Source organism: Bradyrhizobium sp. USDA 3256, from assembly GCF_054058275.1.
The window spans coordinates 7,221,235-7,245,347 of the sequence record NZ_JBSSAE010000002.1 but is presented as its reverse complement, the minus strand read 5'-3'; the positions used below and the strand labels follow the sequence as shown (position 1 = coordinate 7,245,347).

The 24,113-nt window shown below is 65.0% G+C and carries 17 protein-coding genes; 14 read left to right on the top strand and 3 right to left on the bottom strand.

Features of this window, described 5'->3' with window-relative positions; all coding sequences use genetic code 11:
- The first annotated feature begins 159 nt into the window (after positions 1 to 159).
- Complete coding sequence (locus ACVWY5_RS36215) at positions 160 to 4,326, top strand: VCBS domain-containing protein (RefSeq protein WP_028336605.1); 4,167 nt, start codon at positions 160 to 162, stop codon at positions 4,324 to 4,326.
- A 97-nt stretch (positions 4,327 to 4,423) separates the two neighbouring features.
- A complete protein-coding gene (locus ACVWY5_RS36210; protein ID WP_028336604.1) occupies positions 4,424 to 6,658 on the top strand; it encodes a CHASE2 domain-containing protein in 2,235 nt (744 codons plus the stop codon).
- Positions 6,659 to 6,822: 164 nt separating this feature from the next.
- Here ACVWY5_RS36210 and ACVWY5_RS36205 read toward each other — a convergent pair whose 3' ends face one another.
- Complete coding sequence (locus ACVWY5_RS36205) at positions 6,823 to 8,430, bottom strand: ABC transporter substrate-binding protein (protein ID WP_028336603.1); 1,608 nt, start codon at positions 8,428 to 8,430, stop codon at positions 6,823 to 6,825.
- A 209-nt stretch (positions 8,431 to 8,639) separates the two neighbouring features.
- On the opposite strand from ACVWY5_RS36205, the gene ACVWY5_RS36200 reads away from it, so the two are divergent.
- The 7 genes from ACVWY5_RS36200 to ACVWY5_RS36170 all read left to right on the top strand — a co-directional run bounded on the left by ACVWY5_RS36200 (position 8,640) and on the right by ACVWY5_RS36170 (position 16,091).
- Positions 8,640 to 10,292, top strand: a complete 1,653-nt coding sequence (locus ACVWY5_RS36200; protein ID WP_028336602.1) for an ABC transporter substrate-binding protein — start codon at positions 8,640 to 8,642, stop codon at positions 10,290 to 10,292.
- Positions 10,293 to 10,491: 199 nt separating this feature from the next.
- Positions 10,492 to 11,445: an ABC transporter permease gene (locus ACVWY5_RS36195; RefSeq protein ID WP_028336601.1), complete on the top strand. Its 954-nt coding sequence runs from the start codon at positions 10,492 to 10,494 to the stop codon at positions 11,443 to 11,445.
- Positions 11,446 to 11,537: 92 nt separating this feature from the next.
- Positions 11,538 to 12,425, top strand: a complete 888-nt coding sequence (locus ACVWY5_RS36190; RefSeq protein ID WP_038377791.1) for an ABC transporter permease — start codon at positions 11,538 to 11,540, stop codon at positions 12,423 to 12,425.
- Positions 12,426 to 12,428: 3 nt separating this feature from the next.
- On the top strand, positions 12,429 to 13,502 hold the full coding sequence (locus ACVWY5_RS36185; RefSeq protein WP_028336599.1) for an ABC transporter ATP-binding protein: 1,074 nt from the start codon (positions 12,429 to 12,431) through the stop codon (positions 13,500 to 13,502).
- Complete coding sequence (locus ACVWY5_RS36180) at positions 13,499 to 13,708, top strand: hypothetical protein (protein ID WP_028336598.1); 210 nt, start codon at positions 13,499 to 13,501, stop codon at positions 13,706 to 13,708. Before ACVWY5_RS36185 ends, ACVWY5_RS36180 begins: the two co-directional genes overlap by 4 nt.
- The gene (locus ACVWY5_RS36175) at positions 13,705 to 15,117 is read left to right on the top strand and encodes an Asp-tRNA(Asn)/Glu-tRNA(Gln) amidotransferase GatCAB subunit A (protein ID WP_028336597.1); all 1,413 of its coding nucleotides are present in this window, start codon (positions 13,705 to 13,707) and stop codon (positions 15,115 to 15,117) included. Before ACVWY5_RS36180 ends, ACVWY5_RS36175 begins: the two co-directional genes overlap by 4 nt.
- Positions 15,114 to 16,091: an ABC transporter ATP-binding protein gene (locus ACVWY5_RS36170; RefSeq protein WP_028336596.1), complete on the top strand. Its 978-nt coding sequence runs from the start codon at positions 15,114 to 15,116 to the stop codon at positions 16,089 to 16,091. Before ACVWY5_RS36175 ends, ACVWY5_RS36170 begins: the two co-directional genes overlap by 4 nt.
- On the opposite strand, the gene ACVWY5_RS36165 is transcribed toward ACVWY5_RS36170, so the two are convergent.
- Complete coding sequence (locus tag ACVWY5_RS36165; protein ID WP_028336595.1) at positions 16,088 to 16,996, bottom strand: LysR substrate-binding domain-containing protein; 909 nt, start codon at positions 16,994 to 16,996, stop codon at positions 16,088 to 16,090. The two genes, ACVWY5_RS36170 and ACVWY5_RS36165, sit on opposite strands and share 4 nt — an antisense overlap.
- Before the next feature lie 110 nt (positions 16,997 to 17,106).
- Here ACVWY5_RS36165 and ACVWY5_RS36160 point away from each other — a divergent pair, with 110 nt between their 5' ends.
- The 3 genes from ACVWY5_RS36160 (at position 17,107) to ACVWY5_RS36150 (ending at position 21,110) form a co-directional block, all read left to right on the top strand.
- On the top strand, positions 17,107 to 17,901 hold the full coding sequence (locus tag ACVWY5_RS36160; RefSeq protein ID WP_028336594.1) for an acyl-CoA thioesterase domain-containing protein: 795 nt from the start codon (positions 17,107 to 17,109) through the stop codon (positions 17,899 to 17,901).
- A 150-nt stretch (positions 17,902 to 18,051) separates the two neighbouring features.
- Positions 18,052 to 19,803: a type I secretion system permease/ATPase gene (locus ACVWY5_RS36155; protein WP_028336593.1), complete on the top strand. Its 1,752-nt coding sequence runs from the start codon at positions 18,052 to 18,054 to the stop codon at positions 19,801 to 19,803.
- Positions 19,800 to 21,110, top strand: a complete 1,311-nt coding sequence (locus ACVWY5_RS36150) for an HlyD family type I secretion periplasmic adaptor subunit (protein ID WP_028336592.1) — start codon at positions 19,800 to 19,802, stop codon at positions 21,108 to 21,110. Before ACVWY5_RS36155 ends, ACVWY5_RS36150 begins: the two co-directional genes overlap by 4 nt.
- A gap of 164 nt (positions 21,111 to 21,274) precedes the next feature.
- On the opposite strand, the gene ACVWY5_RS36145 is transcribed toward ACVWY5_RS36150, so the two are convergent.
- Positions 21,275 to 21,757: a CinA family protein gene (locus ACVWY5_RS36145; RefSeq protein ID WP_028336591.1), complete on the bottom strand. Its 483-nt coding sequence runs from the start codon at positions 21,755 to 21,757 to the stop codon at positions 21,275 to 21,277.
- 173 nt (positions 21,758 to 21,930) lie between these two features.
- Between ACVWY5_RS36145 and ACVWY5_RS36140 the strand changes: the two genes are divergently transcribed.
- Together ACVWY5_RS36140 and ACVWY5_RS36135 are read left to right on the top strand one after the other, a co-directional pair.
- Entirely contained in the window at positions 21,931 to 23,007 is a 1,077-nt protein-coding gene (locus ACVWY5_RS36140) for an amidohydrolase family protein (protein ID WP_028336590.1), read from the top strand.
- Positions 23,004 to 24,113 carry an amidohydrolase family protein gene (locus tag ACVWY5_RS36135; protein ID WP_028336589.1) on the top strand — a complete coding sequence of 370 codons (1,110 nt, stop codon included), beginning with the start codon at positions 23,004 to 23,006 and terminating at the stop codon, positions 24,111 to 24,113. Before ACVWY5_RS36140 ends, ACVWY5_RS36135 begins: the two co-directional genes overlap by 4 nt.

The following is a 24,113-nucleotide window of genomic DNA, read 5'->3' as shown; positions in this document are numbered from 1 at the left end:
ACGGCTCTTCACAGCGTGAGCCAAGTCACATCCAGTCAAACCGCACTGCAGGACCACCTTGCGCAAGCACAGAGTGGTTTCGCCAAGCTTTATCCGATGATATGCAGGCATAATCATTCGGATATTTTAACAATATTAACTCTCGTGCGGTGATCCGCAGTGAACTTTGTCGAGAAATTCGACGGCCTGTTGCCGAACACGGACGCTTATGCCCGTGGATACGTGCACGTCGACAGTGTTTCCACGCATGCTCCGCCCGGCGCGATCATCGTCGACGACGGGCAATTGCTGTTCACCGGCGACTTCAAGCGGACCGGGCTCGATCTCGTCATCGCGAAGGACGATCGGGAACTTGTCCTTCACGACTACTTCAAGGGCGAAAAGCGCGCGCCGCTGGCGTCGCCTGACGGCGCGCATCTCACCGGCGATCTCGTCAACGCACTCACCGGCTATGCCCAATATGCCCAGGCCGGCGGCGCGGCGGAGCCGGCCAAGGTCATCGGCCATGTCACCAAGCTGACCGGGAACGCGACGGCCATCCGCAACGGCGTCGCAATCGTCCTGAACCAGGGCGATAACGTCAACAAGGGTGACGTGGTGCAGTCCGGAGGCGACTCGACGCTCGGCATCACCTTCATCGACGGCACCGTGTTCGGTCTCGGACCGAATGCCAAGATGGTGCTGAACGAAATGATCTACGACCCGAACGGCTCGAGCAATACGTCGCTGATGAGTCTGGTCTCGGGCACGATCTCCTTCGTTGCCGGCGCGACCGCCAAGCACGGCGACATGAAGGTCGATACGCCGGTCGCGACCATGGGCATCCGCGGCACCGCGGTGCTGGTCGAGATCGATTTCGACGTGCAGGGCACCGGCGGCGTGCCGCCGGCCAAATTCCAGGTGCTGGTCGAGCCCGATGGCACCACCGGCTCCTACATCCTGTTCGACAAGACGACGCTCAATCCGATCGCGACCGTCGATCAGGCCGGCACCCAGACCATCGTCAACGGCCAGGGCAGCGTCAGCTTCGTCTCGTCGGCGCAACTGTCGACCGATGCGCAGAAGCTGATCTCCGACGTCTTCGCGCTGAAGTTCACCGACAACAACAATCCCAACACCAAGCTCACAACCAACTTCACGGACAGTGTCGTCCCGGTCTCGAGCAGCTTCAAGCTCACCAGCAGCGACGGTGGCGCGCCGATCATCATTCTGCTGACCTTCGTCAACACGACCGGCCCTCAGGCCGGCGGCGTTCCCAACAGCAGGATCGACCACATCCCGGGGCCGCCGCAGGTCGTGACCCAGGACGCGGCGTTTACCGAGCGGCCGGGGCTGACCCAAAGCGGGCTGCTCGACACTGCGACGGGCCAGATCAAATGGCTGGACCTCAATGTCGGTGACATACCGAGTGCGAAGGTCGGCTATTCCGCGTTCAGCTACCGGGACGCCAACGGCAGCGACGTGACCTCATCGCTGACGGCAGCGCAGCTTGCGGCCATCAAGACCGTCGAGATCCCGTTGCTGCTCGAGCCCGATCCGAACAACAAGAATGCCGGTTCGGCGACCTGGACCTACAACCTTGCCGACAGCGCCTTCGACTTCCTGGCTGCCGGGGAAACGCTGACGCTGACCTATGTCGCGCGCGTCGATAACAATTTCGCGCCGAACAACGAGACTACGTTCAAGACCTTCACGATCACGATCACCGGCACCAACGACACGCCGGTGGTGACGTCCTCGGCGCAGGCCGGTTCGATCACCGAACTCGCAGCAACGACGAATTCCGCCCAGCCTGATACGGCGCACGGCGCGCTGACGTTTACCGATGCGGATCTGACCGACACGCATACGGTCACCATCACCGGCGTCACCGAGGCCGGCATCACCACCGGACTTGCCGGCCATGCCACCGTGCTGACCTGGCTGTCGCTGGGCGCGCTGACCGATTCGACCGATGGCGTGACGGGATCGCGCTCCTGGACGTTCTCGGCCGCCGACAGGAGCTTCGACTATCTCGCCACCGGCGAGACGCTGACGCTGACCTACACGGTCGAGATCGACGACCATCAGGGCGGCGTCGTCACGCTGCCGGTCACCATCACGATCGTAGGCACCGACGACAGGCCGGTGATCACCTCGCCGACCCAGGCGGGCGCCATCACCGAAGCCGAGGAGACGACCGGTTCGGTCGTGCCGGATACCGCATCCGGTACCGTGACCTTCGTCGATGTCGATCTCAGCGACACCCACAGCGTCACCGTGGCCGGCGTCACCGAAACTGGCGTGACCACGGGGCTTCCCGATCAGGCGACGATACTGGGCTGGATGTCGCTCGGCACGCTGACGGATTCGACCGGCGGCGTAACCGGATCGCGCGCCTGGACCTTCTCGGCCGCCGACAGGAATTTCGACTATCTCGCTGTCGGCGAGACGTTGACGCTGACTTACCTGATCCAGGTCGACGACCATCACGGCGGCGTCGTCACCCAGCCCGTCACCATCACCATCACGGGCACCAACGACGCGCCGACGTTCACGTCGGAGCCGCCGACCGCCACGGTCCCCGAGATGATCGGCGAGACCGGATCGATCAAGCTCGACGTGGCCCAGGGCGCGGTGACATTTGCCGACGTCGATCTCAGCGACACCCATATCGTGTCCATCACCGGCGTCGCGGAATCCGGAACGACCACAGGCCTGCCTGAGGACGAGTCCATCATCCTGAACTGGCTCTCGCTGGGGATGCTGACCGATTCGACCGGCGGGATCGCCGGATCCCAGGCCTGGACCTTCTCGGCCGCCGACCGCAATTTCGATTATCTTGCCGACGGTGAGACACTGACGCTGACCTATACGGTCGAGGTCAATGACCATCATGGCGGCGTGATCAGCCAACCGGTCACGATCACGATTACCGGCAGCAATGACGCGCCGATCGTCACGTCGGTGCCTCCGGCGGCCATCATCCCCGAACAACCCGATACGACCGGTTCATCGACGCTGGACAGCGCATCCGGCACCGTAGCGTTCACCGATGTGGATCTCAGCGACACCCACACCATGACCATCACCGGCGTCGCCGAATCCGGGGCGACCACGGGCCTGCCTGACGAGTCCACGATCCTGAACTGGCTGTCGCTGGGGACGTTGACGGACGCGACTGGCGGTTCAACCGGATCGTCGACCTGGACGTTCTCGGCCGCGGACCAGAATTTCGACTATCTCGCCCTCGGCGAGACGCTGACGCTGACCTACACGATCCAGATCGACGACCACCATGGCGGCGTCGTCAACGAGCCCGTGACGATCACGATCAACGGCGCCAACGACGCGCCGACACTCGCCGACGTCAGTGCCGGCACGCTCACCGATACCGCTGATAACGACACATTCGGCACGCTGACCGGCACGCTCCATGGCAACGACGTCGACCATGGCGAAACCGCGACGCTGACTTATGCCGCGCTCAATTCGGATCACGCCGCGGTCACGCAGACCGCAGGCCTCTACGGCTCGCTGACCGTCAACCCGGACGGCACCTACAGCTATGTTCCCGATGCCGCCGCGATCAACGCGCTCGGCAAGGGCACCTATGCCGACACGTTCGATGTGGAAACGATCGACGCGCATGGCGCCATCGGGACTGCGAAGCTGACGATCGACGTGATCGGCGCCAACGACGCGCCCGTGATCCACACCGACAACGTCAGTATCACCGAACATCCCAACGGGACCGAGACGATCTCCGGCCTGACCGTGACGGACGCCGATGCGACGGCCGACGAGACCTTCACCATGGCCGCGGTGACGACGCCCGGTGCGGGCAGCAGCGTTGCACCTTCGTCGCAGGAGGGGCTTCTCTCCGGCATCAACACCGCGCTTGGATCGCCGGGCCTCGTTTACAACCCCGGCCAGACAGCTCCGGCGACCGACAAGATTGCGCTCTCGGTGACCGATGGCCATGGCGCAACCGATACGGTCAATCTGATCTTCAACGTCCAGCAGGACCCGCCGCAGCCGGTGACACTGACGGGGACCAGCGACAAAAACGTGTTCTTCGGGTCGGGTTATCAGGACAAGTTCGTGTTTGCGCCGAACTTCAACCACGACACGATCCTGAACTTCACGCCAGGCGAGGACCAGATCGACCTGTCCACTGTCGTCTCGGCAAGCACCTTCAGTACCTGGTTCGATCAGCATGTTGCGACATCGCCGACGAATTCGGCGGATACGCTGATCACGGTCGACGGCGCAGACACGATCACATTGCACAATGTTGCGAAGGCGAGCCTGTCCCAGAACGACTTCATCATTCATTTTCCGTGACGGACGCCCGGCCGTGCCCCGCGGGTCTGGTCCGGCTGATTGTGCACTGCGTGCTTGCTCGATTGGAACAATTCTGCGCGCGTGATATCCAGATGGCATGAAACGGCTGAAGGCGATACGCAGGTGGTTCGCACGGCGCTTCGGCTATGCGCGGCTGGTCTGCGTGGCGCTGTTGATCGGCATTGCCGCGCTGCGGATCGTGGATCCGGCTCCGGTTCAGGAGCTTCGCGTCAGGACGTTTGACACATTCCAGGCGCTGCAACCGCGCCAGAAGACCGCGCGGCCCGTCACCATCGTCGACATCGACGAAAAGAGCCTCGCCGATCCCCGGCTCGGACAGTGGCCGTGGCCGCGGACCCGGCTCGCCGACATCGTCACCAATCTCACCCGGCTCGGCGCCGTGGTGATCGCGTTCGACGCGGTGTTCTCCGAGCCGGATCGTCTCAACCCCGATATCGCCGCCGATACCTTCAGCAGCCTCGATGAGGAGATGCGCGCCAGGCTGCGGCAGCTGCCGAGCAACGACAGCATCATGGCCGAAGCCATCAAGAACTCGCGCGTGGTGCTCGGCGAATCCGGCGGGCCCAACGTGCGCGCCGACCTCAACGAAAAGCTTCCGGTCACCGGACTTGCGATGCTCGGCGAGGAGCCGCAGCCTTTCATGTTCATGTTCCCGGGGTTGCTGCGCAACGTACCGGTGCTCGAGGAGGCGGCCGCCGGGCGCGGCCTGTTCACGATCAGGCCGGAGCGCGACGGCATCGTCAGGCGCGTGCCGATGATCATGGTGGCGCAGGGCATCACGATGCCGTCGCTGAGCTTCGAGATGCTGCGGGTGGCGAGCGGCTCGGGCACGATCCTGATCAAGGCCGACAAGGCCGGTATCAAGAGTCTGGGTCTCAAGGGCTTTGCGATCCCGACCGATCTCCACGGCCAACTCTGGATCCACTACGCCCGCCGCGATCCCTCGATCTATGTCTCGGCGGTCGATGTGCTGGACGGGCGCGTCTCACCGGACCGAATTGCCGGCAAGCTGATCGTGATCGGCACCTCAGCGACCGGGCTGAACGACATCAAGACGACGCCGGTGACGCCGGCGATGCCCGGTGTCGAGGTCCACGCCCAGGTGCTGGAGAGCGCTCTGACCGGCGATGTCGTTTCGCAGCCGAATTACGGCATCGGCATCGAATTCTTCGCCGCACTGATCATGGGACTCCTGGTGATCGCCTTCGCGCCGAAATTCGGTCCGATCACGCTGGTCGCCGTCGGCGGAATGTTTGCCTCGGTGCTGATCGGCACCTCCTGGTATTTCTATTCCCAGCACCGGCTGCTGATCGATTTCACCTATCCGCTGATGTCGACCACGGCGATCTATCTCACGCTGATCTTCTCCGCCTTCGTGCGCGAGCAGCAGCAGCGCCGGCAGATCAGGTCGCAATTCGTGCAGTACATGTCGCCCGCGCTGGTCGAGCAACTGGCGCAGTCGCCGGAGCGGCTGGTCCTCGGCGGCGAGGAACGCGAGATGACCATCATGTTCTCGGACATGCGCGGCTTCACCTCGATCTCGGAAACCTACAAGAGCAATCCGCAGGGCCTCACGGCGCTGATGAACCGTTTCCTCACCCCGCTTTCCAACGCGATTCTCGCCCGCAAGGGTACCATCGACAAATATATGGGCGACGCCATCATGGCGTTCTGGAACGCGCCGCTCGATGACAAGCAGCACCAGCTCAACGCCTGCGATGCGGCGCTCGACATGCTGGAGCGCGTCGATGACCTCAACCGTGAGCGCGAGCAGGAGGCGAAGGACGGCGGCCACGTCTATGTGCCGCTCAACATCGGTGTCGGTCTCAACACCGGCTCCTGCGTGGTCGGCAATATGGGCTCCGATGTGCGCTTCGACTATTCGGTGTTCGGCGACAGCGTCAATCTGGCCTCGCGGCTCGAGGGGCAGTCCAAGGAATACGGCTTTCCGATCATCGTGGGATCGAAGACCGCGCTCGCGGTGAAGGAGAAGCTTGCGATCCTCGAACTCGACTTCATCATGGTCAAGGGCAAGAAGGAGCCCGAGGTGATCTATGCGATCGCCGGCCGCGAGGATGTCGCGAACTCCGGCCGCTTCCAGCGGCTGCGCAACCTGACCATCGAGATGCTCGCCTGCTACCGCGGCCGCGATTGGGACGGCGCGCTCGCCGCGATCGAACGCGGCCGCAAGACCGACGAGGCGCAGACGCTGCAATATCTCTACCGCCTCTACGAGGCGCGCATCCACGCCTTCCAAAAGGAGCCGCCGCCCGACGACTGGAACGGCGCATTCGCGTTGACGACGAAATAGCCGACGCAAACCCGATGTCGTCCCGGCCTAGTGCGCAATTGCGCACGGGGGGCCGGGACCCGTAACCACGAATGGCCGTTGACGGAAGATCGTCTCGCCGCATGCCCATTGCGGCGGCGGCGGCGTATGGGTCCCGACTTTCGCCGGGACGACGATAGGGAGATTTACTCCAGCCCGATCTGCGTCAGATCCTGGAACCAGTGCTGCGCCTGCACGAAGGTCTTCACCTTCGGCGACAGCGCGTGCGGATTGGTGTCGTGCACCACCCACACCAGCGCGGCATCGTCGACGATCAGCGCGTGCGCCTGCGCCAGCAGCGCATCCTGCCTGGTGGTATCGAAGGTCTGCTTGGCCTCGTCGATCAGCGCATCGACCTTCGGGTTCTTGTAGCCGCCCCAGTTGACGCCGACCGGCGCCACCTGGCCGGAGTGGAAGAACCGCACGATGGCGTAGAGCGGATCCGACGTGACATAGGCGATGTTGTTGGCGGTGATGCCGGCATTCATCTCGTCCGCGGCGCCCTTGCGCCAGTGCGTATATAATGTCTCGAGCTCGACCACCTTGAAGTCGATATCGATGCCGATCTCCTTGAAGCTCTGCTGCAGGAACTCGTTCATCGGCAGCGACAGCATCTGCCCGGTGCCGCCCTGGGCGATGATGAAAGTCGTCTTCAGCGGCTTGTCCATCGAATAGCCGGCTTCCTCCACCAGCTTCTTCGCGGCCGCGAGGTCGTATTTCAGTTCGAACGTCGGCTTGCCGAACCACGGGCTCGACGGATCGACCTGGCCCTTGGCCGGCTTGGCGAGGCCGTTCATCAGGCCAACCACCGCGTCGCGGTCGATCGCGAGGTTGAGCGCCTTGCGCAGGCGGATGTCGGTCCAGGGCGAGCCCGGCAGCACGCTCAAGTGATAGTTCCAGACATGCGGTGTCACGTTGTCGACGATCCTCATGCCGGCGGCCTTGAGCTGCGGCACGGCGTCGGGCGCGGGCGTTTCGATCAGGTCGACCTGGCCGGCCAGCAGCGCGTTGGTGCGGGTCAGCGCCTCCGGCATCGGAATCAGGATCATCTTGTCGACCTTCGCAAGCCGCTTCTTGTCCCAATAGTCCGGGTTCTTCGTCAGCTCGGCGAGCTCGCGCGGCACCAGCTTGGTCAGCTTGAACGGACCGGTGCCGGAGGGCTGGCTGGCGAACTTGTCCCAGTCCTTGCCGAGCTTTTCATATTGCGCGGGGCTCGAGACCAGGAACCAGAGCATCTGATAGGGAAAGAAGGAGTCGACCGTCTTGGTGGTGATCTCGATGGTGAAATCGTCGACCTTGGCGTAGCTCGCAACCGAAGGTAGACGGGTCTTGACCTGCGCGCTCTGCCGCTTGTCGAATTGCGGTGCCTTGTCGTTCAGCACCTTGTCGAGATTCCAGATCACCGCGTCGGCATTGAAGTCGCTGCCGTCGTGGAATTTGACGCCTTTGCGCAGCGTGAAGCGCCATTTGGTCTTGTCGTTGTCGTCGACCTTCCATTCGGTCGCGAGCCCGGGCACCAGCTTGCCCGGCCGGTCGGCAACATCCATCTCCCAGGCAACCAGCGGATCGTAGATCGTGTAGGCGGTGAACTGGTAGGCGCCCGCGCCGCGATCGGGCTGGCCGGTGGTCAGCGGAATGTCGGCCATCGAAATGCCGTAGCGCACAATGGACTCTGCTTGCGCGGATGTACCCGGCCAGCCCGCGGTCAAGGCGAGCGTCATTGCCGCCATCAGGATCGAATTGCGCGCACGCATATGAAGGCTCCGTTGGAAAGACGTTGGAGCCAAATCCTGCAAGCATGATGCCAGAATAGGCATCTTCGCTCCGTTCAGGCGCGAGGTGGGAAGAAATGACGCGCCCGGCGGTTATTTGCTGATGAACTATTCCCCTTGGCACAGGCATTGCATACGCTTGCCCAAGAAATAATCACCAAAACGTCACCAGACTCGAAGGGGCTGCTCAGATGCGTAACAGGAAAACCAATGCGACGGCGATCATGCTGGCGCTTGCGATAGCCACGGGCGTGCCGGCGATTGCCGGCGCCGAGACCGTGCTGCGCATTGGCATGACCGCTGCCGATATTCCGCGCACGCTCGGCCAGCCCGACCAGGGTTTTGAGGGCAATCGCTTCACGGGTCTGACGATGTATGACGCGCTGACGATGTGGGACCTGTCCTCGTCCGACAAGGCAAGCGCGATGATCCCCGGCCTCGCGACCGGGTGGAAGGTCGACGATGCCGACAAGACCAAGTGGATTTTCAAGCTGCGCCCCGGCGTCACCTTTCATGACGGCTCGCCGTTCAACGCCGACGCCGTGGTCTGGAACGTCGACAAGGTGCTGAAGCAGGACGCGCCGCAGTACGATGCGAGCCAGGTCGGCGTCACCGCCTCGCGCATGCCGACGCTGGTCTCGGCGCGCAAGATCGACGAGATGACGGTGGAACTGACCACCAAGGAGCCGGACAGCTTCCTGCCGATCAACCTCACCAATTTGTTCATGGCGAGCCCGGCCAAGTGGCAGAAATTCTACGACAAGGCCGAAGGCGCCGATGCCAAGGCGAAGTCGCAGGCCGCGTGGGCCGCGTTCGCCAAGGATGCGTCGGGCACCGGCCCCTGGAAGATGTCGAGCTTCACCCCGCGCGAGCGGCTCGAGCTGGTGAAGAACGAGAGTTACTGGGACAAGGCACGGGTGCCGAAGGCCGACAAGATGGTGCTGCTGCCGATGCCGGAAGCCAACGCCCGCACCGCGGCGCTGCTGTCGGGACAGGTCAACTGGATCGAGGCGCCGGCGCCGGACGCGCTGCCCGAAATCAAGCAGCGTGGCTTCAACCTCTATTCCAACGAGGAGCCGCATGTCTGGCCGTGGCAGTTCTCGCGCGTCGAGGGCTCGCCGTGGAATGATATCCGCGTCCGCAAGGCGGCCAATCTCTGCATCGATCGCGAGGGGCTGCGTGACGGCCTGCTCGCCGGCCTGATGGTGCCGGCGACCGGCACGTTCGAGCCCGGTCATCCCTGGCGCGGCAACCCGACCTTCCAGATCAAGTACGACAAGCCGGCCGCGCAGAAGCTGATGCAGGAGGCGGGCTTCGGTCCGAACAAGAAGCTGACGGTCAAGATCCAGACCTCGGCATCGGGCTCCGGCCAGATGCTGCCGCTGCCGATGAACGAGTATCTGCAACAGGCGTTGGCTGAGTGCTACTTCGATGTGCAGCTCGACGTCATCGAGTGGAACACGCTGTTCACCAATTGGCGGCGCGGCACCAAGGATCCGACCGCCAACGGCTCGAACGCCATCAACGTCACCTATGCTGCGATGGATCCGTTCTTCGCGCTGGTGCGCTTCCTGCAGTCGGGCATGGCGCCGCCGGTGTCGAACAATTGGGGCTTCAACAACAACCCGAAGTTCGACGAGCTGGTCAAGAAGGCCCGCCAGACCTTCGAGCCGGCGGCGCGCGACGCCGCGCTCGCCGAGCTGCATGCGGCCTCGGTCGACGACGCGGCCTTCCTCTATGTCGCCCACGATGTCGCACCGCGCGCGATGAGCCCGAAGATCAAGGGCTTTGTGCAGCCGAAGAGCTGGTTCGTCGACTTCTCTCCGGTCACGGTCGCGCCGTGAGGCGCTAGTCGCGCAATAGGTGCACCCTCTCCCCTTGTGGGAGAGGGTGGCTTCGCGAGAGCGAAGCCGGGTGAGGGGTTGTCTCCGCGGGCGCTCCTCTCCGATCCGAAATGACCCTGTCCGCGGATCGAAACCCCTCATCCGGCGCGCTCGGCGCGCCACCTTCTCCCACAAGGGGAGAAGGAAGAAAGAACGCAACGTGTTCGCCTATACGTCCAGACGGATCGTCTACGTCATTCCGATCGTGCTCAGCGTGGCGCTGGTGTGCTTCCTCTTGGTGCACATCACGCCCGGCGACCCCCTGGTCGCGGTGCTGCCGGCCGATGCCTCGCAGGAGCTCGCCGCCCAATTGCGCACGGCCTACGGCTTCGATCGCCCGCTGCCGGTGCAATTCGGCCTGTGGCTGTGGCGCGCGATCCATGGCGATCTCGGCAATTCGATCGCGACCGGGCGGCCCGTCCTGACCGAGGTGATGCGCGCCGTCGGCAACACCGTGATGCTGGCGATCGCGGCCGCGATGATCGGCTTTACGCTCGGCCTGCTGTTCGGCCTGATTGCCGGCTATTTCCGCGACACCTGGGTCGACAAGGTCGCGACCTCGGTTGCGATAGCCGGCGTGTCGCTGCCGCATTATTGGCTCGGCATGGTGCTGGTCATCATCTTCGCGGTGCAGCTCAACTGGCTGCCCGCGGTCGGCGCCGGGCCGGGCGGCTCCGGCGCCTGGGCGTGGGACTGGGAGCATCTGCGTTATCTGGTGCTGCCGGCGATCACAACCTCGGTGATCCCGATGGGCATCGTCACCCGCACGGTGCGCGCGCTGACCGGCGACATCTTGAGCCAGGACTTTGTCGAGGCGTTGCGCGCAAAAGGCCTGCGCGAGACCGAGGTGTTCCGCCACGTCATCAAGAACGCGGCGCCGACAGCGCTCGCGGTGATGGGTCTGCAGCTCGGCTACATGCTGGGCGGCTCGATCCTGATCGAGACCGTGTTCTCCTGGCCGGGTTCGGGCCTGCTGTTGAACTCGGCGATCTTCCAGCGCGATCTGCCGCTGCTGCAGGGCACGATCCTGGTGCTGGCGCTGTTCTTCGTACTGCTCAATCTCCTGGTCGACATCGCGCAGGCCGCGATCGATCCGCGCATCAAGCGGAGTTAGAGCATGATCCGGAAAAGTGGGAACCGATTTTCCCTCGCGGCAAACGCGGATCGCGTTTGCGCGGAGATCATGCTCCAACAAGGAGCGAGCGCATGAGTGCGATGTCAGATACCGCATTGCAAGCCGTCCCCGCGACCAAGGCGCGCGGCTACTGGGCGACGGTTGCCCGCCGCATCAGGCGCGACAAGATCAGCATGGCCTGCGCCATCATCCTGGTGCTGATCTTTGCCTCGGCGCTGCTGGCGCCGTGGCTGCATCTCGCCGATCCCTATCAGGGTTCGATGATCCGCCGTCTTCGCCATATCGGCACGCCGGGCTATCCGCTCGGCACCGACGAGCTCGGCCGCGACATGCTGGCGCGGCTGATCTATGGCGGGCGGCTGTCGCTGGTCATCGGCATCCTGCCGGTGATCTTCGCCTTCGTGATCGGCACCTCGCTCGGCCTCGTCGCCGGCTATGTCGGCGGCAAGCTCAACACCGCGATCATGCGCACCGTCGACGTGTTCTACGCCTTCCCGTCGGTGCTGCTGGCGATTGCGATCTCGGGCGCGCTCGGCGCCGGCATCACCAATTCGATCGTGTCGCTGACCATCGTGTTCGTGCCGCAGATCACCCGCGTCGCCGAAAGCGTCACCACCGGCGTACGCAACATGGATTTCGTCGAGGCGGCGCGCGCGTCCGGCGCCGGCCCCTTCACCATCATGCGCGTCCACATGCTCGGCAATGTGCTCGGCCCGATCTTCGTCTACGCCACCGGCCTGATCTCGGTGTCGATGATCCTCGCCGCCGGCCTGTCGTTCCTCGGGCTCGGCACCAAGCCGCCGGAGCCGGAATGGGGCTTGATGCTGAATACGCTGCGCACCGCGATCTACGTCAATCCGTGGGTCGCGGCGCTGCCGGGCGCGATGATCTTCGCGGTCTCGATCTGCTTCAATCTGCTCAGCGACGGCATGCGCAGCGCCATGGACATCAGGAATTAGAGCATGAGCGACGCCAATCTCTCCGTCGATATGCTGGAGCCGGTCGCCGACATCGGCGGCGCCGCGCAGCCGCTGCTGCAGGTCAAGGGACTGACCAAGCATTTTCCGGTGCGCGGCGGGCTTTTCAGTCCGCGCAAGACCGTGCGCGCCGTCGACGACGTCACCTTCGCGGTCATGAAGGGCGAGACCGTCGGCATCGTCGGCGAATCCGGCTGCGGCAAATCGACCACGGCGCGGCTGTTGATGCACCTGATGGCACGCGATGCAGGCGACATCATCTATGACGGCCGACAGGTCGGTCCGTCACTCTCGCTGCGCGATTTGCGACGCGGCGTGCAGATGGTGTTCCAGGACAGCTACGCCTCGCTCAACCCGCGCCTCACCATCGAGGAATCGATCGCGTTCGGGCCAAAGGTCCACGGTATGGCAGACGACACGGCGCGGACGCTGGCGCGCGAGCTGCTCGGCAAGGTCGGCCTGCGGCCGGAGATTTTCGCCAACCGCTATCCGCACGAAGTCTCCGGCGGCCAGCGGCAGCGCGTCAATATCGCGCGTGCGCTCGCGCTGTCGCCGCGGCTCGTGATCCTCGATGAGGCGGTCTCTGCGCTCGACAAATCGGTCGAGGCCCAGGTGCTCAACCTGCTCGCTGACCTGAAGCGTGAATTCGGCCTGACCTATCTCTTCATCAGCCACGATCTCAACGTCGTCCGCTACATCTCCGACCGCGTGCTGGTGATGTATCTCGGCGAGGTCGTCGAGCTCGGCCCCGTTGATGCGGTCTGGGATGCACCGGCGCATCCCTATACCCGCGCGCTGCTGGCGGCGATGCCGTCATCCGATCCCGACAAGCGCACCGAGGTGCCGCCGATCTCGGGCGATCCGCCCAATCCGATCGATCCGCCGCCGGGCTGCCGGTTTCACACCCGTTGCCCGTTTGCGGAGCCGCTCTGCGCAAACGACACGCCAAAACTCAGCGATCTCGATACAATGGGCCATCAAGCGGCGTGCTACATGGCCATTCCTGGCTCGGGGCACAGCCGCGCGCCGGCAAAAGCAAAAGGAGAAAACGCGGCATGACCAGACCTACGCCCAAGGATGTCAAGGTGATCGCGCACGTCGCCGACGTGCCTGCCGACGACGAAGTCGCCACCCGCATCGCCAATTCGATCGGCCCGGCATTCGACGGCTTCGCGCCGATCTCCGGCACGCTGCCCTTCGATCTCGAACCCGCGAGCTTCCTGCTGGCGCAGATCGCGCAGAAGACTGAGAAGGTGTCGAAATGAGCTCTGATCCGGCCCTGATGACGCTGACCGCGGTCGCCAAGGCGATTGCCGACAAGAAAGTTTCCTCGCATGAGGTGACGCGCGCCGTGCTGCATCGCATTGCGGAATGGCAGCCGCGCCTCAACGCCTATATGGCGATCGAGTCCGAGCAGGCGCTGGCCGCCGCCACGGAGGCCGATACCGCGCTCGCCAGGGGCAATAGTCGCGGTGCGCTGCACGGCGTGCCGCTGGCGCACAAGGACATGTACTATGACGCCGGCAAGGTCGTGACCTGCGGCTCGCTGATTCGCCGCGACTTCGTACCGAAGACGACCGCGACCGCCCTGCAGCGGCTGAAGGATGCCGGACAGGTCCGCCTCGGCTCGTTGCAGATGGTCGAGTTTGCCTATGGGCCGACCGGCCACAACGTGCACTACGGCGCGGTGCGCAATCCCTGGAACACCGAACACATCACCGGCGGCTCCTCGTCGGGCTCGGGTTCGGCGGTTGCCGCGCGGCTCACCTTCGCGGCGCTCGGCTCCGACACCGGCGGTTCGGTGCGCATGCCGGCGCATTTCTGCGGCGTCACCGGCCTGAAGACGACGGTCGGCCGCGTCAGCCGTGCCGGTGCGATGCCGCTGTCGCAGTCGCTCGATACCGTCGGTCCGCTGGCGCAGACCGCGGAAGACTGCGCGCTTCTGCTCGGCCTGATGGCCGGCGCCGACCCCGAGGATCTGACGGCGTCGACGCAGCCGGTGCCGGACTATATGGCCGCGACCAAACAGTCGCTGAAGGGCCTGAAGATCGGCGTGCCGACGGCGTTCTATGTCGACGACCTCGATCCCGAGGTGGCGCGTATCCTGGACGAGAGCGTCGCTACCTTGAAGAAAGAGGGCGCCGAGATCGTCAAGGTCGAGCTGCCCGATCAGCGCCAGCTCTCTTCGGCATCGCAACTGGTGCTCGCGGTCGAGGCTGCCGCCTTCCACAAGCGCTGGATGATCGAGCGGCCGCAGGATTACGGCGCGCAGGTCTTGATGCGGCTGCAGAACGGCCTGACCATTCCGGCGGTCACCTATCTCGAGGCGATGCGCTGGCGCGGCCCCGCGCTCGCTGCGCACAACGCAGCCGTCAGCGGCGTCGACGCGGTGATTGCGCCGTCGTCGCCGGTGCCGGCACCCACGATTGCCGAGAGCGATGTCGGCAATGGTCCCGGCGCCGACGCGGTGCTGCAGCGCCTGACGCGGTTCACCCGCCCGGTCAACTATCTCGGCCTGCCGTCGCTCTCGATTCCCTCCGGCTTCACCAAGGCGGGTCTGCCGGTCGGCATGCAACTGATCGGCCGCTCGTTCGAGGAAGCGGTTCTGCTTCGGATCGGCGCCGCGTTCCAGCGCGCGACCGATTTCCACGCCAGGATACCCAAGCTCGCATGACCAACCTCGTCGAGATCAACAACCTCAACATCCGCTTCACCGGCGATCGCACGGTCCATGCCGTGAACGATCTCAGCCTGCAGCTCGGCGAGGGCGAGGTGTTGGGGCTGCTCGGCGAGTCCGGCTCGGGCAAAAGCGTGACGTTGCGCGCGTTGATGCGGCTGTTGCCGAAGAAACGCACGCAGATCTCCGGCAGCGTCAAGGTGCTGGGACAAGAGGTGCTGGCGATGGACGACGAGGCGCTGTCCGCATTTCGCGGCCAGACCGTCTCGATGATCTTCCAGGAGCCGGCGCTGGCGCTCGATCCGGTCTACACCATCGGCCGCCAGATCGCGGAGACGGTGATGCGCCACGAGGGCAAGAGCGAGCGCGAGGCTACCGCGCGTGCGCTCGAAATGCTCGAGGTGGTGCGGATCCCCTCCGCGAAGCGACGGCTGGACTCCTATCCGCACGAGATGTCGGGCGGCATGCGCCAGCGTGCGATGATCGCGCTGGCGCTGGCCTGCAAGCCGAAGATCCTGCTCGCGGACGAGCCGACCACGGCGCTCGATGCCACCGTGCAAATCCAGATCCTGCTGCTGCTGCGCGAATTGCAGCGCGAGTTCGGCATGTCGGTCATCTTCGTCACCCACGACATCGGTGTCGCAATCGAAATCTGCGACCGCGTCGCGGTGATGTATGCCGGCCAGATCGTGGAGCAGGGCGCCTTGCGCGACATCGTGCGCTCGCCGGTGCATCCCTATGCCAAGGGCCTGCTGGCCTCGACCATTCACGGCGCGATGCGCGGCCAGCGGCTGGAAACCATTCCGGGCACTCCGCCCTCGCTCGATCACGCGCCGGCCAGTTGCTCCTTTGCACCGCGCTGCAAGTTCGCTGAGCCGCGCTGCAGCGAGAGCCTGCCGCCGAGTGTGCAGGTCGCTCCCGGCCGCCTGGCACGGTGCATCCTGGCCGAGCCGGCGTCCGTCACGGTCTAGCTCGCCCGTGCGACCGCGTCGGCAATCCAGCGCCGCACCGCGGCGATGCGGCGGTCCCGCGCCTGCTCGGTGCGGGAGACCAGGTAGATCGTCTCGCTGTGTGCGGCCTCGAACGCAAACGGCGCCACCAGCCGCTTGCCAAAGCCCGGCCGCGCCTTGATCAGGGGCGCGATCGCAATCGCGACGCCGAGCCCGTGTTCGGCGGCCTCCAGCATCGCCGGCACGCTGTCGAGCCACAGATGTCCGCGCGGAGCGAGATTCGGCAGCCCGGCCTCCCTCAGCCAGGCTGGCCACGCCCGCGGCTGCGTTGTGACATGGATCAGCACCTCGCGCGACAGGTCCGCAGGGGTCCGAAGACCGGCCTTGACCAGCGCCGGCGTGCAGACCGGCAATCCTTTGACCTGCACCAGCGGCTCGACCTTCAGCCCGGTGGCATGTTCCCGCCCGTAGCGGATCGCGACATCGACGCGCGATCCGTTGAAATCGGCATATTGGTGCGTGGCTTCGATCCGCAGCGTCAGTTGCGGATGGCGCCGCTTGAACTCCGGCAGCGCCGGCAGCAGCACGGCGCTGGTGAAGAACGGCAATGAGCTGATCCAGAGCTCGCCGCTGGCCTCGCCGCGTTGCCGCAGCATGTCGCGGCTGGCCTCCTGCAGCGTCGCCAGCGCGGCCGACACTTTTGCAAGGTAGCGCTCGCCGTCGTCGGTCAATCGCACCTGGCGCGCGCCGCGGACGAACAGCTTGATGCCGAACTGCTCTTCCAGCCCGCGGATCTGGTGGCTGATCGCCGACGGGCTCAGCGACAGGTCTCGCGCGGCGCGCCGGAAGCTGAGTTGCGTAGCCGCGCGCTCGAAGGCGAGCAGCGCCGGCAGCGGTGGGATCACGCGCGGATCGGGGGCATCCAATGGGTGAATCCTGCTCACCTGAAGTGATGAATGGCCTTTTGTCATGGCCGCTATTCTTGGATCAGATTGGTCGAACGCTCAATCCTGCTCATCTCAGGGGATCATTCGCCTTGGCCATCTTCGAACCGCTCGCCACGCCCCATCACTGGAAGCCGGCGGCGCTGGCGGCCGGGCCGTTCACAGGCCTTCAGGGCGGGGCGGTCGCAAGCCTGCTGACCGGCGAGGTCGAGGCCATGGCCGGCGCGCGCAATTGGGGCACCGCGATCTCGGCGGCGGCCTGGTTCCTGCGGCCGACACCAATGACGGAACTGCGCACGCAGGTTACCGTGGTGACCGAAGGCGGCCGGGTCAGCGTCGTCGACAATACGCTCTGGCCGGCCGGTGAGGAGCAACCCTGCGCGACGGTGCGCGTGACGCTGTCGCGCGAGCGTGCCGTCGAGGTCCCGGGGTTTTACGGGAGCTCAGCCGATCCGGTGGATCCCACGGCATTTCCGTTGCGCAGCCCACACGCCGTCCATGGCCGCAGCTGGTTCATGGATGCGATGGAAGCCCGTGCCGGCGGCGATACCGCCTGGTTTCGCTTGCATCACGCCGTCATAGAGGGCGCCGGTCCGCTGGCGCGGGTGCTCGGCCCGGCTGACTGGACCCACGGCATCGCGCGGCCGGTCCAGAACGTGGTGGCAGACCCCAATCCGAACCTCGCGGTGCAGCTGTTCCGGTCACCGCGGGGCGCCTGGATCGGCGTTCGCGCCGATGCGCGCTGGCGCCCGGAGGCCGGGCTCGGCGTCGGCAGCGGGGTGTTGCTCGATGTGGATGGCGAGATCGGCCGGGTCTCGATGTCGGTCATTCTCGTGCCGCTTCCGGGAAGCGCGCCCGCGCGAGGCCAGGGTTCCGCCGCCGGTTAACCCTAATTTATTCCGTCAACTGTCGGTGCGATCACAAAATGAGGCCGCGAACCATGCTTTGGTTCACGCGACTTGAAATGGACGGTGGTCGCAAACGTCTATACAACGTGGTGATCACGTAACTCTTTTGTTTTGCAGAGATCAGTTTTTATGGCAGCCGCGCCCGCTGTCCGGCGTTCCGAACTGGCTGAGGCGCTGCGCGCTTGCCGCAGCGCCTTTATCGGCGTCGGCCTCATCAGTTGCATGATCAACCTGCTCTACCTGACAGGTTCGATGTTCATGCTGCAAGTCTACGACCGGGTGCTGCCGAGCCGCAGCGTTCCGACCCTGGTCGGCCTCGTGGTCATCGCCGCGGTCCTCTACATCGCCCAGGGCGTGCTCGACCTGCTGCGCGGACGGATCCTCGGCCGCGTCGGCACCTCGCTCGACGAAGCGCTCAATGCGCGGGTGTTCGACACCGTCGTGCGGCTGCCGCTGATGGCCGGCAATCGCAGCGAAGGCCTGCAGCCGCTGCGCGACCTCGACAATGTGCGCTCTTTCCTCGGCAGCATGGGTCCCGGCGCGTTCTTCGATCTGCCCTGGCTGCCGTTCTACATGGTGATCTGCTTTGCCTTCCATTGGCTGCTTGGCGTCACGGCGCTGGTCGGCGCGATCATCCTGGTGACGTTGACACTGATCACGGAATACTTGTCGCGCACGCCGGCCAAGGAAGCGATGACGCTCGCGGCGCGGCGCAACGATCTTGCCGCCTCCAGCCGCCGCAACGCCGAGGTGCTGGTGGCGATGGGCATGGCCGGCCGGATGAACAGGCGCTGGAACGAGGCCAACGAGGAATATCTGTCCGGCAACCAGCGTGCGAGCGACGTCACCGGCGGGCTCGGTGCGGTCGCCAAGGTGCTGCGCATGATGCTGCAGTCTGCCGTGCTCGCGGTCGGCGCCTATCTCGTGATCCATCAGGAGGCCACCGGCGGCATCATCATCGCCGGCTCGATCCTGAGCGCGCGGGCGCTGGCGCCGGTCGATCTCGCGATCGCGCATTGGAAGGGCTTCGTCGCCGCGCGACAAAGTTGGCATCGGCTCAACCGCCTGCTGCAGCAAATTCCGGCGCGGCCCGAGCAGACGCTGTTGCAGACGCCGGAGAAGAAGCTCTCGGTCGAGGCCGTGACCATGGTCGCGCCGGGCGACCAGCGCGCCATCGTGCAGGACATCACCTTCGCCGTCGAAGCCGGCAGCGGCGTCGGCGTGATCGGCCCGAGCGGCTCCGGCAAGTCGTCGCTGATCCGGGCGCTGGTCGGCGTCTGGGTGCCGGCGCGGGGCAAGGTACGGCTCGACGGCGCCGCGCTCGACCAGTGGTCGTCGGACCAGCTCGGCCGTCATGTCGGCTATTTGCCGCAGGACGTCGAACTGTTCGCCGGTACGGTCGCGCAGAACATCTGCCGGTTCGATCCCGACGCCAAGTCCGACGGTATCATCGCGGCGGCCAAGGAGGCCGGCGTGCATGAGATGATCATCAAGATGCGCGAGGGCTACGACACCCAGGTCGGCGAACAGGGCACTGCGCTCTCCGCCGGCCAGGCGCAGCGGGTGGCGCTTGCGCGGGCGCTGTACGGCAATCCGTTCCTGATCGTGCTGGATGAGCCGAACTCCAATCTCGACAGCGAAGGCGACGAGGCGCTGACCCGTGCGGTGCGTGGCGCGCGCGAGCGCGGCGCGATTGTCATTGTGGTTGCGCACCGGCCGATCGGCATCGAGGGCGTCGATCATCTGCTGGTGCTGAAGGACGGACGCATGCAGACCTTCGGGCCGAAGGAGGCAGTGCTCGCGCAGGTGCTGCAGCGTGCCGCGCCGCCGGTGCCGACGCCGATCAAGATCGTCGCGGATGCGGGAGCCGCCAAGTCATGACCGATCAACCGCGCAACGCACATCGCTCGATCCGCAAGCATCTGATCGTCGGTCTCGCCGTGGTTCTGGTTCTCGGCGGGGGCGTCGGCGGCTGGGCCGCAACGGTGCCGATCTCGGGCGCGCTGATCGCGCCGGGCTCGGTGGTGGTCGAATCCAACGTCAAGAAGGTGCAGCATCCGACCGGCGGCGTGGTCGGCGAGGTGCGGGTGCGCGATGGCGACGTGGTCAAGGCGGGCGACATCGTCGTGCGCCTCGACGAGACCGTCGTGAAGGCCAGCCTTGCGATCGTGGTCAAGACGCTGAACGGTCTTTATGCGCGCGCGGCCCGGCTCGAGGCCGAGCAGCAGGGCCGCGACAAGATCGCCTTCCCGCCGCAGCTGCTCGAGCAGGCCAAGGATCCGGACGTTCGCGACATCATGGCGAGCGAAACCAAGCTGTTCGAGGTCCGCGTCAACGGCCGCACCGGCCAGAAGGCGCAGCTGCGCGAGCGCGTTACCCAGCTCAACGAGGAGATCTCCGGCCTGCAGGCGCAGGAGAGCGCCAAGGACAAGGAGATCGCGCTGGTGCAGCAGGAGCTGGTCGGCGTCCGCCAGCTCTATGAGCAGCATCTGGTGCAGCTGACGCGCCTGACAACGCTCGAGCGCGACGCGGCGCGGCTCTCCGGCGAGCGCGCTCAGTACATCGCCTCGCGCGCGCAGGCCAAGGGCAAGATCACCGAGACCGAGTTGCAGATCATCCAAGTCGACAAGGACATGCTGGCGGAGGTCTCGAAGGACCTGCGCGAGACCAACGACAAGATCGGCGAGTTCGTCGAGCGCAAGGTCACCGCCGAGGACCAGCTTCGCCGCATCGATATCCGCGCGCCGCAGGACGGCGTCGTGCTGCAGTCGACCGTGCACACCGTCGGTGGCGTCATCACGGCGGGCGATGCCATCATGATGATCGTGCCGAAGGCCGACGATCTGTCGGTCGAGGCCAAGGTCAATCCGCAGGACATCGACAAGCTGCAGGTCGGACAGAAGACCGTGCTGCGACTCTCCGCCTTCAACCAGCGCACCACGCCGGAGCTGAACGGCGTCGTCACCCGCGTCTCCGCCGACGTCACCACCGACCAGCGCACCGGGCAGAGCTATTACACCATCCGTGTCTCGATGCCGCCGGAAGAAGTCGCGCGCCTCGGCAGCGAGGTGAAGATCATCCCCGGCATGCCGGTGGAAGCCTTCGTGCAGACCGGCGACCGCACCATGCTGTCCTATCTGATGAAGCCGATGAGCGACCAGTTCATGCGCTCGTTCCGAGAGAAGTAGCCGCGCGCTGCTCTTGTAGCCCGGATGAAGCGCAGCGAAATCCTGGAACAGTCGCGCAGCGGATGAAGTCATCCCGGATTGCGCTTCGCTTCATCCGGGCTATGCACCTTCAGTGATTCTCGCCCCGCGTCGTCCCGGCTTTCGCCGGGACGACGCTGTTGGAATTACCGCTCCAGATTCTTCAACAGCAATTCGAGCGCCGCCTTCGCAAATGCCTGCATGTTCGCCTGCCGGTCGCCGCTCGCGGTCTCCAGCGTGATCACCTGCTGGCGGGGGCCTGCGACCGCCATGCAACTGTGGCCGGCGGCATCGCCGTAGCGGTTGCCGGTCGGGCCGGCGGCACCAGTCTCCGACAATCCCCAGTCGGTCGAGAGGCGTTCGCGAATCTGCCGCGCCAGCAATTGCGCGTAGGGTTCCGATGCCGAGCGGATGCCGCGCATGGCGTCGTCGGGAATGTCCATCAGCGCACGCCGCGCGTCGCGGGTGTAGATCACGCCGCCGCCGAGGAAGTAGGCCGACGCGCCGGGAACCGCGAGCAGCGAAGCGGAGATCAGTCCGCCGCTTGAGGATTCCGCGACCGCAATCGTCTGCTTGTTCGCGATCAGTTTTGCGGCGACCTGTTCGGCGATGGATGTGAGCGCGTTCATCGGCCTTCTTTCTCGTTGCCTGCCATGAAAATCCCGTGGGGCGTTCTGCCTTCCTAGCACACCACGCAGGCTTTTGCCGAGTTGCAGGCCGCGGCATGGCCTGATTGAATGCAAGACAAGAACCAAGCGCCGCCCGACAAGCTTGTGGTGAGAGCGTGCGCGGAGGAAACATCATGACGTCGCCGATTGCGGGCGGCGTGGATTGCGATCTGCATCCCGCCGTGCCTCACCTCACCAGCCTGCTGCCGTACATGAACGACTACTGGCGCGACCAGGTGACGACGCGCGGCATGACCGACCTGATCTCGCAATCCTATCCCACCAATTCGCCGATCTCGTCGCGGCCGAACTGGCGTCCCGCGCAAGGCAAGCCGGGCTCGAGCCTTGCGGACATGCAACGCCAGGCGCTCGACAGGTTCGGCGCGGCCTACGGCATCTGCAATCCGCTCTATGGCGTGCAGATGGTGTTCTCCGAGGACATGGCCGATGCGTTCTGCCGCGCGCTGAACGACTGGCTGGTCAAGGAATGGCTCGACAAGGACGAGCGCCTGCGCGGCTCGATCGTGATCCCGGTGCAGAGCACCGAGAAGGCGGTCGCCGAGATCGAGCGCTGTGCGCAGGACAGGCGCTTCGTGCAGGTGCTGATGCTGGTGATGGGCGACATGCCGCTCGGCAAGCGGCACTACTGGCCGATCTACGCCGCGGCGGAACGGCTCGGCCTGCCGGTCGGCATCCATGCCGGCAGCGCCTATCACAATCCGCCGACCTCGGTCGGCTGGGGCTCCTATCACATCGAGGATTATGTCGCGCAGGCACAAGCGTTCCAGACCCAGCTCACCAGCCTGATCGTGGAGGGCGTGTTCGCGCGCCATCCGAACCTGAAAATGGTGATGCTGGAGTCAGGCTTCACCTGGCTGCCGCCATTCCTGTGGCGGCTGCACAAGTTCTGGCGCGGCGTGCGCATGGAGACCCCGTGGGTCGACCGCGCGCCGCTGGAGATTGTGCGTAGCAACATCCGCTTCTCGCTGCAGCCGGTCGATGCGCCGCCGGACGGAGACACGCTGAACCGCCTGTTCGACCATATGCAGTCGGACGAATTGATCCTATTCTCCACCGACTATCCGCATTGGCAGTTCGATGGTGACGAGGTGCTGCCGCGGGGGTTGTCGCAGGATCTGGTGTGCAAGATCATGATCGATAATCCGCATGCGACCTATGGCCGGCTCAAGGTGAAGGAGATGACGCCATGAACATCCAGCTTCGCGAGCGTCCCGAAACCGCATCGCCGACCAGCATTAAGACCGCGATCGCCGACTGCGACATCCATCCGGCCCGCGCCACCAAGGATGAACTGTATCCTTATCTCGAAAAGCGCTGGCATGCGCATCTCGAGACCTTCGGCGTCCATGCCTATCAGGGCATGATGGAAGGCCCGCCCTATCCGAAGGCGCAGCCGAATGCGTCGCGCCGCGATGCCTATCCGCCGGAAGGCGGCCCGCAGGGCTCGTCGCTGTCCTTCATGCAGAAGCAGCACCTCGATCCCAATAATGTCGCGCTCGGCGTGCTCAACCCGCTCAACACCGGACAGGGCATCCGCAACCAGGATCTCGCCGGCGCGATCTGCACGGCCATCAACGATTGGCAGATCGAGAAATGGACCAGCAAGGATTCCCGGCTGAAAGGCTCGGTCGTCGTCGCCAATGAGGATGGCGTGTCGGCCGCCGCCGAAATCCGCAAGCGCGCGGGCGACACAAATTTCGTCCAGGTGCTGCTGCTGAGCCGCAATGTCGAGCCGCTCGGCCAGCGCCGTTACTGGCCGATCTATGAGGCGGCGCAGGAGGCCGGCCTTCCGATCGGCGTGCACGCCTTCGGCTTCGGCGGTAATCCAATCACCGCGTCGGGATGGCCGAGCTACTATATCGAGGAGATGGTCGGGCATTCGCAGTGCCAGCAGACCGCGCTGGCGAGCCTCGTGCTCGAGGGCGTGTTCGAACGCTTCCCGAAATTGAAGATGGTGATGGTCGAGGCCGGCTTCGGCTGGGCGCCGTCGCTGGCTTGGCGGCTCGACAAGGTGTTTTCGCGGCTGCATGCCGAAGTGCCGCATCTGAAGCGCAAGCCTTCGGAATATATCCGCGACCACATCTGGTGGACGACGCAGCCGATGGAGGATCCGGAGAGCCGCGACCATCTGTTCCAGACCATCGAGTGGATCGGCTGGGACAGACTGTTGTTCGCGACCGATTACCCGCATTGGGATTACGACGAGCCGTCGCGCGTCCTGCCGGCCGGCGTCAGCGACGCCAATCGCCAGGCGTTCTATCTCGACAACGCCAGGCAGCTGTACGGTATCACATAA

Excerpts from the sequence above, each read along its gene's own strand:
- ACVWY5_RS36210 (WP_028336604.1), top strand. The coding sequence starts at position 4,424 with ATGAAACGGCTGAAGGCGATACGCAGGTGGTTCGCACGGCGCTTCGGC.
- ACVWY5_RS36205 (WP_028336603.1), bottom strand. The coding sequence starts at position 8,430 with ATGCGTGCGCGCAATTCGATCCTGATGGCGGCAATGACGCTCGCCTTG.
- ACVWY5_RS36200 (WP_028336602.1), top strand. The coding sequence starts at position 8,640 with ATGCGTAACAGGAAAACCAATGCGACGGCGATCATGCTGGCGCTTGCG.
- ACVWY5_RS36190 (WP_038377791.1), top strand. The coding sequence starts at position 11,538 with ATGAGTGCGATGTCAGATACCGCATTGCAAGCCGTCCCCGCGACCAAG.
- ACVWY5_RS36185 (WP_028336599.1), top strand. The coding sequence starts at position 12,429 with ATGAGCGACGCCAATCTCTCCGTCGATATGCTGGAGCCGGTCGCCGAC.
- ACVWY5_RS36180 (WP_028336598.1), top strand. The coding sequence starts at position 13,499 with ATGACCAGACCTACGCCCAAGGATGTCAAGGTGATCGCGCACGTCGCC.
- ACVWY5_RS36175 (WP_028336597.1), top strand. The coding sequence starts at position 13,705 with ATGAGCTCTGATCCGGCCCTGATGACGCTGACCGCGGTCGCCAAGGCG.
- ACVWY5_RS36170 (WP_028336596.1), top strand. The coding sequence starts at position 15,114 with ATGACCAACCTCGTCGAGATCAACAACCTCAACATCCGCTTCACCGGC.
- ACVWY5_RS36155 (WP_028336593.1), top strand. The coding sequence starts at position 18,052 with ATGGCAGCCGCGCCCGCTGTCCGGCGTTCCGAACTGGCTGAGGCGCTG.
- ACVWY5_RS36150 (WP_028336592.1), top strand. The coding sequence starts at position 19,800 with ATGACCGATCAACCGCGCAACGCACATCGCTCGATCCGCAAGCATCTG.
- ACVWY5_RS36145 (WP_028336591.1), bottom strand. The coding sequence starts at position 21,757 with ATGAACGCGCTCACATCCATCGCCGAACAGGTCGCCGCAAAACTGATC.
- ACVWY5_RS36140 (WP_028336590.1), top strand. The coding sequence starts at position 21,931 with ATGACGTCGCCGATTGCGGGCGGCGTGGATTGCGATCTGCATCCCGCC.
- ACVWY5_RS36135 (WP_028336589.1), top strand. The coding sequence starts at position 23,004 with ATGAACATCCAGCTTCGCGAGCGTCCCGAAACCGCATCGCCGACCAGC.